This is a genomic window from Candidatus Binataceae bacterium, from assembly GCA_035508495.1.
Classification (GTDB): domain Bacteria; phylum Desulfobacterota; class Binatia; order Binatales; family Binataceae; genus JASHPB01.
Genome location: DATJMX010000040.1, coordinates 109,257 through 121,336 on the forward strand (window position 1 = coordinate 109,257; position 12,080 = coordinate 121,336).

The 12,080-nt window shown below is 63.8% G+C and carries 10 protein-coding genes; 8 read left to right on the forward strand and 2 right to left on the reverse strand.

What is annotated here, in order from left to right; translation table 11 throughout:
• Positions 1–19: 19 nt before the first annotated feature.
• Genes VMA09_13625 through VMA09_13640 form a run of 4 tightly spaced genes read left to right on the forward strand, consistent with a single transcriptional unit; the run spans position 20 to position 4,630 of the window.
• On the forward strand, positions 20–829 hold the full coding sequence (locus tag VMA09_13625) for a hypothetical protein (protein HUA34641.1): 810 nt from the start codon (positions 20–22) through the stop codon (positions 827–829).
• Entirely contained in the window at positions 820–2,127 is a 1,308-nt protein-coding gene (locus VMA09_13630) for a beta-ketoacyl-[acyl-carrier-protein] synthase family protein (protein ID HUA34642.1), read from the forward strand. The genes VMA09_13625 and VMA09_13630 overlap by 10 nt, the downstream gene beginning before the upstream one ends.
• Positions 2,127–3,410, forward strand: coding sequence for a beta-ketoacyl synthase N-terminal-like domain-containing protein (locus VMA09_13635; protein ID HUA34643.1), 1,284 nt, complete (start codon positions 2,127–2,129; stop codon positions 3,408–3,410). Before VMA09_13630 ends, VMA09_13635 begins: the two co-directional genes overlap by 1 nt.
• A complete protein-coding gene (locus VMA09_13640; GenBank protein ID HUA34644.1) occupies positions 3,410–4,630 on the forward strand; it encodes a 4'-phosphopantetheinyl transferase superfamily protein in 1,221 nt (406 codons plus the stop codon). The genes VMA09_13635 and VMA09_13640 overlap by 1 nt, the downstream gene beginning before the upstream one ends.
• Positions 4,631–4,632: 2 nt before the next feature.
• Here VMA09_13640 and VMA09_13645 read toward each other — a convergent pair whose 3' ends face one another.
• Positions 4,633–5,271: a DUF374 domain-containing protein gene (locus VMA09_13645; GenBank protein ID HUA34645.1), complete on the reverse strand. Its 639-nt coding sequence runs from the start codon at positions 5,269–5,271 to the stop codon at positions 4,633–4,635.
• Positions 5,272–5,411: 140 nt separating this feature from the next.
• Between VMA09_13645 and lptF the strand changes: the two genes are divergently transcribed.
• The 4 genes from lptF to VMA09_13665 are packed head-to-tail and all read left to right on the forward strand — an operon-like array spanning position 5,412 to position 10,916.
• Positions 5,412–6,596: an LPS export ABC transporter permease LptF gene (lptF, locus tag VMA09_13650; protein ID HUA34646.1), complete on the forward strand. Its 1,185-nt coding sequence runs from the start codon at positions 5,412–5,414 to the stop codon at positions 6,594–6,596.
• A complete protein-coding gene (locus VMA09_13655) occupies positions 6,596–7,687 on the forward strand; it encodes an LptF/LptG family permease (protein ID HUA34647.1) in 1,092 nt (363 codons plus the stop codon). The genes lptF and VMA09_13655 overlap by 1 nt, the downstream gene beginning before the upstream one ends.
• A 7-nt stretch (positions 7,688–7,694) precedes the next feature.
• Positions 7,695–8,612 carry a Kdo hydroxylase family protein gene (locus VMA09_13660; protein HUA34648.1) on the forward strand — a complete coding sequence of 306 codons (918 nt, stop codon included), beginning with the start codon at positions 7,695–7,697 and terminating at the stop codon, positions 8,610–8,612.
• A gap of 33 nt (positions 8,613–8,645) precedes the next feature.
• Entirely contained in the window at positions 8,646–10,916 is a 2,271-nt protein-coding gene (locus VMA09_13665) for an ABC transporter transmembrane domain-containing protein (GenBank protein ID HUA34649.1), read from the forward strand.
• A 4-nt stretch (positions 10,917–10,920) separates the two neighbouring features.
• Here VMA09_13665 and VMA09_13670 read toward each other — a convergent pair whose 3' ends face one another.
• Entirely contained in the window at positions 10,921–12,036 is a 1,116-nt protein-coding gene (locus VMA09_13670; GenBank protein ID HUA34650.1) for a glycosyltransferase family 4 protein, read from the reverse strand.
• Between the last annotated feature and the right edge of the window lie 44 nt (positions 12,037–12,080).

Below are 12,080 nucleotides of genomic sequence, written 5' to 3' on the forward strand. Positions count from 1 at the left end.
AAGTCTCCGCGAACCGCCGTTGAGATTTCTCTTCGTCGAATCGATAAGCGAGTTTCAATCGGGACGCGGCGCCCGTGGCAGCGTGCGGATTCCGCGCGACGCCAAGTTCCCGCCTTGCCTCATCGCCGAGGCGATCGGCCAACTCGCAGGATGGATCGCAATCGAGCATTCGCAGTGGCGGCTCAGGCCCGTTGCCGGCCTGGTCGGCGAGTGCGTGATCGCCGCTGTGCCCGCCGCCGGTGATCGCGTCGAGCTGGCCGTGGAAATGGACACCTGCGACGACGACGCGGTTGCCTACTCGGGCTCCGCATCTATCGACGGCCAGCCATTCGTGACGCTCGAACGATGCGGCGCGCCGATGCTCGCGCTTGGCGATTTCGACGATCCCGATGCGATGAAGAGCCGCTTCGCCTTGCTCCGCTCCGCAACGGCCCCGGTCGAGTTCGCCGCGCCGCTCAACGAGGCCGTCGAGTTGCACAATGTGGCTGGCGCCGACAGCGCCCGCTGCTCGATTGTCACGCCCGCCGATGCCTCTTTTTATGCCGATCACTTTCCGCGTAAGCCCGTGTTTCCTGCTACTCTCCTGCTCGATGCGGAAATCCGCCTCGCCGTGCTGGCCCTCAAAAACCGGCATGGCGGACGCATGCCCGCGACCCGCGCGATTCGAATCACCGACCTCAAGCTCAGAACCTTTATCGCCCCTGGCACGGCGGTCGCTCTGAGCGCCGGCCTGCGCGATTCCGACACCTCGTCGGTATCCTTCGCGCTGGACGCTCACGTCGATAACAAGCGGATCGCCTCGGCCGGCCTGACTTTCCAATGGCTGTGACCAGTAACCCGCGCCGCCGCGTCGCAATCACCGGGATCGGGCTCGTCACGCCCCTCGGCAACGATCTTAACTCGACCTGGTCGGCACTTATCGCCGGGCGCAGCGGGCTCTCGAGCATCACCAACTTCGATGCTTGCGGCTTTCCGGTGCGAATCGCCGCCGAGGTCAAGGATTTCGATCCCGCCGCGCGCATCAGCGATCGCAAGATGCTGAAGTTCGCCAATCGCCTCAATCAATTCGCGCTCGCCGCCGCGGAAGAAGCCATCCTCGACGCCGGGGTCGCGCCGCGTCTGGAAACCGCGGCGCGCTGGGGATGTATCGTGGGCGCGGGCATGATGGGCATCGGTTATGCCGAACTGTCGCGCCTCCAGGCGCGCTTCGCGCCCGCGGGCGAGTTCGATCCGCGGGCGATGATCGCCGCGGGAACCGAAGCCGCCGACCCTGTCGTCTTCTGCCGCAGCCAGACCAACGCCGGTATCGCGCTTTTGGCGCGGCGCTTCGGCATCGAGGGCTACTGCAACTCTGTTCACACCGCCTGCGCTTCAGGTGGACAGGCGGTGGGCGCGGCGCTCAAGCTGATCCGCCGCGGACGTGCCGACTTCGCGCTCGCCGGTGGGTTCGATTCGATGATCCATCCCGAGGGCGTCGCCTCGTTCTGCCTGCTCGGCGCGCTCTCTGCCGACAACGATTCCCCCGAGCGTGCCAGCCGCCCATTCGATCGCACGCGCAACGGCTTCGTGCTGGGCGAGGGCGCGGGTTTCCTCGTGCTCGAAGAGATGGAGTCGGCGCGCCGGCGCGGCGCGCGAATCTACGCCGAGCTCGCCGGCGAGGGCAATTCGCTCAGCTGCTATCGAATCACCGATTCGCATCCTTCGGGCGATGGCGCGATCCAGGCGATGCGCCGCGCGCTCGCCGACGCCAATCTCGAGCCGCGCGGCGTCGGCTACATCAACGCGCACGGCACTTCGACGCTGATGAACGATCGCAGCGAATGCGCCGCGATCAAGGCGGTCTTCGGCGCCGCCAAAGATCGCGTCCGCGTCAGCTCGACCAAGAGCATGATGGGCCATCTGATTGCCGGCGCCGGCGCGGTCGAAGCCGCCATCTGCGCGCTCGCGATTCGTCACGCTACGATGCCGATGAACGCCAATCTCGGCGACGACGATCCTGAGTGCGATCTCAACTTCGTTCGCGAGCGCGCGCTCGCGGCGCCGATCGAAGCCGCGCTCTCGAATTCGTTTGGCTTCGGCGGCTCGAACAGTTGCCTCGCCTTGCGCCGCGTTGCGGCTGATTCGTAATGGATCGACCAATTGTCATCACCGGGCTTGGCGCGATCTGCGCGCTCGGCAAGGATCCCGGCGCTATCCTCGATGCACTGTACGCGGGACGTTCGGCAATCGGCCCCATGATGGAATGGGCTTCAGCTGACACGCCGCCGCCGCTGGCCGCCTGCATCCCGGACCTCGCGCCGCGCGAGCTGGTCAGCGATCGCAAGCTGCACAAGTTGATCCGGCGCACCGATTTGTTGGGTCTGTATGCCGCGGAGCGCGCGATCGCCGCGGCTGGTATCGCAGCTACGCGCGAGACGCTTGAAGCTGCGGCGATCGAGGCCTTCAACGATCGCACCGGGATCTACGACGCATCCGGCGGCGGCAATTACCAGGACTCATACGAATTCTTTCCGCTGATGAGCGCGGCGCGGGGCGAGCTGCGCGTCTATGGCGAGGAACTGACTTCGCAGGTCGACCCGATGTTCCTTTTGAAGTCGCTGCCCAACAACGTGCTGTGTCATCTCGGCATCCGCCAGGGCTTCAAGGGACCGAACTGCTGTTTCGTCAATCAAAGCTCGAGCGGTCCGCTGGTGATCGGGCAGGCGCTCGACACGCTCCGCGATGGCGAGGCCGATCGCGTCGTGGTCGTTGCCCACGATGCTCCCGTCGAGCCGCAATCGATAGTCTATTACTCGTCGCTCGGTTTGCTCTCTCTCACATCGCTCAAGCCCTTCGACGAGCGTCATGACGGCACGGTGCTCGGCGAGGGCGCGGCCGCGATGATGCTCGAAACGCGGGAATCTGCCGCCGGCCGCGATGCACCGGTTCTCGGCGAAGTTCTGTCTGTCGCCTGCACCTCGGAAGCCGGCGGACTGCTGCCGCTGCGGCGCGACGGCGACGGGCTCGCGCGTGCGATCGAAGCTGCACTCGATTCGGCTCGCCTCGAGCGCTCCGAGATCGGCGCGATCGTCGCGCACGGAAACGGCACGCCGGCCTCCGACGACTCCGAGGCCGCCGCGATAAAACGCGTCTTCGGTTCGTCGGTCCCGCCGATTACTTCCTTCAAGTGGGGGATCGGTCATCTGCTCGCGGGTGCCGGCATGATCGAGGCGGTGCTCGCGCTTAAAAGTCTCGCCCACGGAACCGTCCCCGGTATCGCGACCTTCGAGAGTCCCGCCGCCGCCAGTGCCGGCCTGCCAGTTTCGCGCGATGCGCAGACTCCGCGCAGTCCGATCGGGCTTGTCCTGTGCCGTGGCTTCGGCTCTTTCAGCACCGCGCTCATCGTTCGCGCTGGTGGCTCGAGCCGCTGATGCCTCAAAACGCTTCGCGTCTCCGATGCGGGATCGATACGGTGCAGCTCGCACGTATGGAGCGCCTGCTGGCCGAAACGCCGCCCGCGGACCGCATCGACGTTTTCTGCGACGAGGAGTTGCGCGAGGCCGGCACCGGCGCATCCGCGACTGCGTCGCTGGCGGCGCGCTTCGCCGCCAAGGAAGCCTGCCTGAAGCTGCTGCCGCGCGAGACTGCGCTCGGCGCAATCGAGCCGCGCGACTTTGCTATCTGTCGCAACGGTTACGGTGAACCTGCCGTCACGCCGAGCCTGCGCGCGCAGCAGATCCTCGACCAATATCGCCTTGGACCGATCGCGGTGTCGCTCACCCATGACTCGGACAGCGCTTGTGCGGTTGCGATCGCGACGCCGCGCGAGACGCGAGTCACCGCCCTCGATCGCGCCGCGTACAACCTCTTTCCGGTTCGGCGCGGCACCGCACTAAGGAATCTGCGGCGCGCTTTTGCAGATCGAGTTGACGAGGAGGAAATTCAGCGCCTGGCGCGCGCCTCCTACGGACATCTGGCCAGATCGATCGCCGAAGTCCTGGTGGCAACGGTCGTTCCGGGCGCGCACCGCCGCGCCAGGGTCCGTATCGAGAACCCTGACTCGCCGCTGCGGGCCAAGGATATCGGCCGCGGACTGCTTTTTTTAACCGGCCACTTCGGCAACTGGGAGTACGTGTTGCCGGCCGCGATTGAGCAATTTCCCGAATGGCGCGGGCGCTTTCATTTTTTGCGCAAACGGCTGCCCGGTTTTCTCGATGGCTTCGTCACCCGGCGCTTTACGCGCGCTGGCCTCGGCGTGATCCCGACTCGCGGCGGACTCGACACCGTGCTCGACCGCCTCGCCGCGCGCGACGCCGTCGTGTTCGTCTTCGACCAGCACGCCGGCGGCCGCGACGGAATCACGGTCGATTTCATGGGCCATCCCGCATCGACCTTTCGCAGCCTCGCCACCATCGCGCTCTCAACCGGTGCCCCCGTCATCCCCGGCTCGAGCTATCGCGAGCCCGACGGCACTCATGTTCTTCACTTCGAGGATCCCCTCGAAACTATCGATACGGGGAATGCCGACGCCGATCTGCGGGCGAACACGCAGATGTATAACGCGGCGCTCGAGCGCATGATCTATCGGCATCCCGAGCAATGGTTCTGGCTGCATCGCCGATGGAAAGACGCGCGGGGCCGCGTCGTCTGATCTCATGTGCGGTCGAATGCCGCGGCTACAACAGGGCTCTGAAGATCGCGCGCCGACCGGAGCATCGCGGCTTGCAGCGCCTCGGATCCGGCGCTCGCGGGAAATTTCTCGATATGCAGCGCCGTCCTGGCGAACGGCAGCGGCAAGTAGGAGCAATCCCAGGAACCGAATCGAATTCCGCGCCCTGCCGAAGTAATCGTCAGGTAGATCTGCGCGTCCGCCGTGCGGGCGAGCTCGAGCGCGCGCGGCTGCGCAACACACGCGGGGCCGCGCGGTCCGTCAACCGCTATCAGACCCAGATCGCCGGCCTCGATACGCCGCGTGAATTCCAGCGCGCCGCGCACATCGCGATCACCCGGCGAGGCCATGACCGAATCGATATCGAAGTGACTCAGCATCGCCGCGAGCAGGCGTCCGTCGAGGCTCGGCGTCAGCATCACCACCAGGCGGCGGCCGGCGTTGTTGACCAGATGCGCGTAGGCGAGAAGCTGCAGAAACATCCCGTGATAGGTGAAAAGCACGACGCGCGGACAGTTGATCACCTCGGCCTGGCTCTCCGTGCTCGGCGGATCGAGCCTCCACGTTCGTACGATCAGGCGCAGCGGCACGATCGCGATCGGCAGCAGAATTTTTTCCAGCACGAAAAAGCGCAATCGCCGTCCTCGATTTGATCGATTCGCCATTGAATTGAAATGAAAGCCCAGCGCTCAGCATTCTGGACCCGATGCCGAGGTTCAAGTAGCCGCGCCCGCCGCATCGACGATCGGCCGCTACAGTTTTCGTGATAGTTCGCTCGAAAATCCTCGATCGCTATGTCGCGCGCGAAGTTGCCGTGCCGATCGCGATAAGCCTCGGCGTCATAACGCTGGTGCTGGTGGTCGCGCGATTGCTCAAGCTGATCGACCTGATCGTCAACCAGGGCGTGGCCGCGACCGAGGTGCTCGCGCTGCTCGGATACCTGATGCCCAGCCTGATCGCGCTGAGCCTGCCGATGGCGGTGCTGCTCGGCACGATGCTCGGTATCGGGCGGCTCTCGGGCGACCAGGAAATCATCGCGGCGCGCGCGTGCGGCGTCAGCTTCGGGCGCATCGCGCTGCCGGTAATCGTGGTCGCCGCGGCGATCTATCCAATCGAGATGCTGACGGCGATGAAGATCGCGCCGGCCGCGAACGTGAAGCTGCGCGGCGAGCTCGTCGACCTGATGCATACGCGGGCGACGGCCGGGCTGCCGGAGAAGGTGTTCAATCGCAACTTCGACGGCATGGTGGTGTACTTCGATCGCGCCGAACCGCCCGGCACCAAGCTGGTCAATGTACTGATCTCCGACAATCGCAATCCTTCCGCGCGCTCGATCATATTCGCCCGCAGCGGTCTGCTTGTGCCGCATCCGGGCGACCTCGCGGTTACGATGCGTTTGCGCGACGGATGGATCTACGGCGGCGACAAGTCGCGCGACGCGCGCCACGTCGTGCAGTTCGATACTTACGATATTGCGATGACGCCCAAGGAAGGCCTCAGGTACGCGCAGCCGCTGCCGCTGGAACTGACGACCGTGGCGTTGTGGCATCAAATCAAGCGCGCGCGCCACGCCGGCCATCCGGACATTCCCGCAGAGATCGAGATGGCGCATCGATGGACGATTCCGATCGCGATCTTTCCGTTTGCGCTTCTCGGCATGACACTCGGACTCACTCCCGTTCGCGGCGGCCGTTCGGAAAGATTCGCTTTCGCCCTGATGCTGTTCTTCGTGTACTACGTGCTGATGCGCGCGGGTGAGGCGTTTGCGCAGGCGCATGTGATCGAGACTTACGTGGGAGCCAGCGTGCCTGACCTGCTCTTCATCGCGATCGCGATTGCTCCATTTCGCCGCACCGTTCTCGATCGCGGTGAGCATGGCGAATCGATCTCCTACCGGCTGCGGCGCTGGATGGATGGGCTGCTGCCGGGCGCCGGAGCCGCGAGTTGATGAGGCGAATCGCACCGCCAACCGCCTTCGGGCTCGTGTTCCGCGGATTGCTCGAGCCGTTTATGCTCGTGGTGGCGGCCTTCACCCTCGTGCATCTGCTCGCCGACGCGGCCGATCAGTTCAATAACATCACCGCGAACTCCGCCGCGCTGGCCGGAATTGAGTATCTCGGCCTGCGCATCCCTTTCATCGTGACCAAGCTCATGCCGGTGTCATTGCTGGCCGGGGTGATGTTCGGCTTTGCGATGATGAATCGGACCGGCGAAGTAATCGCGATGCAGGCCCTCGGCATCAGCCGGCTCCAGATCGCGATCCCGCTCGTACTCATCGCGATCGGCGCGACCATATTCGACTTTGCGGTTTCGGAAACGATCGTGCCGGCGACCAATCGCTGCGCCGAACAGGTCTTGACCAGGAGGATTCGTGCTCACGACCGGCGTCACGTCGGCGGCGAAAGCTGGTTCCGCACCCGCAATGCATTTATCGTGGCCGAGGACTACAATTCGGCGCGCAAGGAACTCAGCGATCTGACTATATTTCGATTTGACGGTTCGTCGGAACTGCGCGCCGTGACCCTCGTTGATAGTGCTACCTGGACCGGCCGGAAATGGCGCTTCGAGAACGTTCACTCCATCGCCATCGGTGATCTCGGTAACCCCGGTTGGCATCGCACCGATCAGGACATGAATTTCGACCTCCTGCCGTCTGACCTTGAAAATCCCCAGAAGGTGAGTCCCGACGACTTCAGTCTCGCGGAGCTGAGTCAATTCATTCGCGGTTTGCGGCGCGTCGGGCTGAACGCGCAGCGCTATGTTGCGGACCGCGACCTGAAATATGCGATGCCGGTATCGTGCCTGATACTGGCGGCCATCGGTTTCGCGCTCAGTCTTGATCCGTTGCCGCGCCAGGCGGGCCTCGCGCGCAATATCGGGTACGCCCTCGCCGCCGGGTTTGGCTATTGGCTGGTGCTCGGGTTCACGATGTCGTTTGGCAAGTCCGGTATCCTGCCGCCCTGGCCCGCGGCATGGTTGCCGAATATCCTGTTCGGCTCGATTGCTATTTCGATATTCCTGATGGGCGAAGAAAAGTAACCTGCCGTTGATCGACGTAACTGACTATTCGGCAGCGGGCTGGGTTCGGACCACGCCGGCGGCAATTCGCTCGCGATGGTATTGCGAGCAGCTCGAGCATGGCGAGATTCTGCTCTTCAGGGATTCGCAGGCGCTCGTCGCCGATTCTGCGCGCGCCTCGCTGTTGGCTGTGCGGGCCGGCGAGGTCGCGCACAAGAACGTTTCTTATTCGCCGGCGTCGCAAAAGCTCCAGGGCTTGCGCGGCGGCTCGGCCGGGGCGATTCGATCGGCGCTCAAAGGATACAGCGCGGCAGCGATTGGCTTCTGCGCCGGCTTGCTCGCGCCCTATGCCGAGAGCTGGCGAATCGAGCTGTGCAGCTTTCGCCCGATCGAGGAGCGTAATCGCGATCTCTCGCCGAACTCGCGCAACGATCTGTTGCACCTCGATGCGTTTCCCGGCAGGCCCGGCAATGGCGCGCGAATTCTCAGGATGTTCACCAACATCCATCCGCAGCGGCCGCGAATCTGGATGACATCCGACCCGATGCCGGTGCTGGAACGCGACCATGAGTTCGCCGCGATGGTTCGCGGCGCGATCGGCCACGCCGAGTCGAGGCCGGCCCGCGCGGCCGCGCGCCTCGTCCATCTTGCGAAACTGGCTGGATTCAAAATTCCTGACCGCTCGCCTTACGATCGCGTGATGCTCGATTTGCATGCCCGTATGAAAAGCAGCGGCTCATTCCAGGCGCGATGCAGAAAGTACCGGCACGAGTTCGAACCCGGCGCGAGCTGGCTGGTTTTTACCGATGCAGTGCCCCACGCGGTTCTGGAAGGTCAGTACGCGCTTGAGCAATCATTTTTCGTGCCTCGCACCGCATTGGTGGCTGCTCAATCGGCGCCGGTATCGATAGTCGAATCGTTCAGCGGTCATCCGATGACGCTTTGAACGCAATAGATAATTCGACTGACTATTCGTAAAGTGTCGAGCACCTTGCAACCATCGACTAATCGCGCCGCGCCGGCCGGCTCCGGGCCGGATTGCTTCGACTCGTCGCTCGCGGAATTCGAGACCAGGGTCTTTCCGATTGATTCGATAATCGATTTGCTGAGCTCGACTCATGCTCCCGAGAAAATCGCCGAGTATCGCGCGGCGATGGACAACGGCGCGAAATTTCCGCCGCTGTCGATCGTCCGCATTGCCGGGCGTTATTTTCTCGCCGACGGCCACAAGCGCCTGGGTGCGTGCAAAGAGCGTGGCATGACGCAGGTCACCGTCGAGCTCTGGCCGCTGCGGCGAATTGTCGCCGACCTGTATCGCCAGACCGGCCGCAGCCTGCGGCGGGTTGCGTCGCTTATCGCCCAAACTCCGCGCGACCCCCAGGCGCGAAAACGCTGGCGGCGCTTTTACTGGGACACGGTACTGCACTGGAAACGTTTTTTTGTGACGCTGCCCTCCTTGATCGGCGGCCGCGATCGCGAAGATTCGCCGCCGTCCTCGTCCGTCTTCTTGCGACTGGTCAGGGAATGCCTGCGCTTTCGCGGCCATATCATTCTGATCGCCCTGACCTTGGGCGCGCTCGGCGGCGCCCAGCTCTATCTGACCTGGATCGCGAAGCTGTGGACCGATGGTCCGTTGAAGACCGGCGATCGCGCGGCGATGGCGCATCTCGTGCGCCAGGCGAGCTTCGCGGCCACGGTGCTGGTAGGTGCGCTCTTCAGCTCGCGCTACGTTCTCCAGAGCCTCGACCAGCACCTGGTGCAGGACTTGCGCGATCGCGCGCAGCGGCGGCTGCTCGAAGTTGAACTTTCGTCGGTGCGCCGCTTTCAAATCGGCGAGCTGATGTCGCGCATGTTCAACGACGCGCTTTCGATGAGCCAGTTCGTGCGCGAGATCCTCCGCCGCTGGATCGGCGAAAGCGTGGTGCTGGTCGGCGCGCTGGTGATGTTGTTCCGACTCGACTGGCAGTTAGCAATGATGATCGCGGTCGCGGGACCGATCGTCGGCGGCGTGCTGAGCTACTTCGGCGGGTTCATCAGGCGCCGCAGCGCCGCCGCGCAGCGCGAAATCGGAGAGCTGAGCGCGACACTCACCGAGCAGCTCGCCGGCTTGAGCACGATCAAAGGTTTTCAAACCGAGTCCGCCGAACGCGAACGATTCGTATCCATCGATACCAGCTATCGGCATCACGTGATGCGCAGTCAGCTCTGGCTGGCCTCGATGACCACGGGCGTGTGGGCGATCACCGCGGCGGCGCTCCTCATTGCGACCTGGTACGGAACCAGCAAGATCGCAAGCGGCCGCTCGACGCCGGGCGCGCTGCTCGCCTTCTGCCTCTACGCGGTGCAAACTGTCGAACCGCTGCGCCGCCTGAGTGAAGTTCACGGCCTCTTGCAGCGCGCGCTGGCATCCGCGGTGCGGGTGTTCGACGTGATCGATATCTCCGCGCCTGAGACGGAAGGCTCGCTCGCGCTGCCCGAGCCGATGCGCGGCGAGCTGGAATTCAGCGACGTAAGTTTCAGCTATGTCGCCGGGCATCCGATATTGCGCGAGTTCCAACTGAGCATCGGCTCGCGCGAGACCGTCGCGATCGTTGGCGCGAGCGGCGGCGGCAAAAGCACGCTTGCCAGTCTCCTGGTGCGCTTCGCAGACCCGCTCGAGGGACGAATCCTGCTTGACGGCACGGACACGCGATCCCTGCGATTGTCGCAACTGCGTCGCGCGATCTGCGTGATCGAGCAGAAACCCTTCATTTTCAGCGGCTCGGTGCTCGAAAATATTCGCTATGGTTCGCCGGGTGCGAGCCTCGAGGCGGTGCGCGTTGCAGTCACGCTCGCAAGCCTCGACCAATTCGTCGCCACGCTGCCCGCCGGCCTGGATACCTATCTCACGGAAAGTGGCCGCAATCTGTCCGGCGGCCAGCAACAACGCATCGCACTCGCCCGCGCGATCGTCCGCAATCCCGCCGTGCTGGTACTAGATGAATCGACCAGCGCAATCGACACCGAAACCGAAAACGCAATTTTTTCGCGGATGGAATCTTGGCTGGCGGACCGCACCGCAATCCTGATGACGCATCGTTTGGCGACGGTGATTCGTTTCCCACGGGTGGTCGTGCTTGCGGATGGCCGCGTAGTCGGAGATGGTCCTGCGGCGCAGTTGCTCGAAAGCTGTCCGGCGTTTGCGCGGCTATTTTCCGAGCAGGTGTCGCTGCTCGATACTCCGCCAAAGATCGCTTCGTCCGTGCTGTGACGGTTTAGTGGCTGGCCGATTCAACAGCCGCAGCCAGGATGCGTTCGTACTCAAGTGCCGCGCGCATCGGATCGAAGTTGTCACGCGCGCGGATCAATCCCGCCGCGCCGATCTCGGATGCTTGGCGTGCGTCCGATAGCAACGCCGCGATCGCTCGGGCAAGGTCGGCCGAATCGTCGGGTTTGGCAACAATGCCGACATCGCCGAGCGCCTCGACCAGCCCGGGCGTTGCATACCCGATTACCGGCGTGCCGCAGGCCAGCGCCTCGAGCGCAGTGAGCGGCAGTCCCTCGCCGAGGCTGCTGCGCGTCGCGACGATCACAGCCTCAACGGAACGCATTGCCGCTGCCACGTCGGGAACGTTCGGATGATAGTGCGCAAGTTCCGAGAGGCCGAACTCCAATAGCCAGTCGGGTACGGTTTTGCTTTTACGCAAGTCGATTCGCCCGCAAATGAGAAGTCTCAAATCGGTGCCGGTGCTCCGCACGCGCCGTGCTGCATCGAGCAGATCTCCGATTCCCTTCTGCGGATCGTTGCCACCGAAGAATCCGATCCATCTTCCATCTCGCCCAAGGCCAAGTGCCTCCCGATTTACGATCCGTTCCTCAGCATCGGGAACTTTGTCGCATACTCGCAGCCGCACTGGATTGTGGACGACATGAATCAGTTGAGCGCGGACTCCCGCCCGCCCGAGCAGAGCCATCCGGATAGCCTCGCTACCCGCGATAACCGCAGTTGCGCGCTGATCGGCAAGCCATCGCACGCCGGCCGACAGACGCAGTGTCATCTGGCGCGTGAAGACTAGGGGCACCTTGATAATCCCGCGGGGAACCAGGGCCGCCCAAACCCATTCGTCCGGCGTGGTCACCAATATCACGTCGGGGCGGAACGCGCGGACACTGCGAGTGATCGCTACAAAGGAACCGATATCCAGCGAACCCTTGAGCGACGCATGGTAAATCGGATGCGCAAAATTTTGGATTTCCTCTACGACCGGGCTTTCGCGGCGCAATAAAGCTGCTATCGAATGCGAGCTCTTGCTCAACAACTCGAGAATCTGGATGCAGACGCGCTCGGCACCGCCAACGATCGACGAGCCGCATATCCAGAGAATCTTCATCGCCGCGGCGAGGTCTATCAGTTTACGCCGCGGATCGAAATTGT

Bases quoted from the DNA above. Each gene is read 5' to 3' on its own strand.
- VMA09_13630 (HUA34642.1), top strand. From the start codon at position 820: ATGGCTGTGACCAGTAACCCGCGCCGCCGCGTCGCAATCACCGGGATC.
- VMA09_13635 (HUA34643.1), top strand. From the start codon at position 2,127: ATGGATCGACCAATTGTCATCACCGGGCTTGGCGCGATCTGCGCGCTC.
- VMA09_13640 (HUA34644.1), top strand. From the start codon at position 3,410: ATGCCTCAAAACGCTTCGCGTCTCCGATGCGGGATCGATACGGTGCAG.
- VMA09_13655 (HUA34647.1), top strand. From the start codon at position 6,596: ATGAGGCGAATCGCACCGCCAACCGCCTTCGGGCTCGTGTTCCGCGGA.
- VMA09_13670 (HUA34650.1), bottom strand. From the start codon at position 12,036: ATGAAGATTCTCTGGATATGCGGCTCGTCGATCGTTGGCGGTGCCGAG.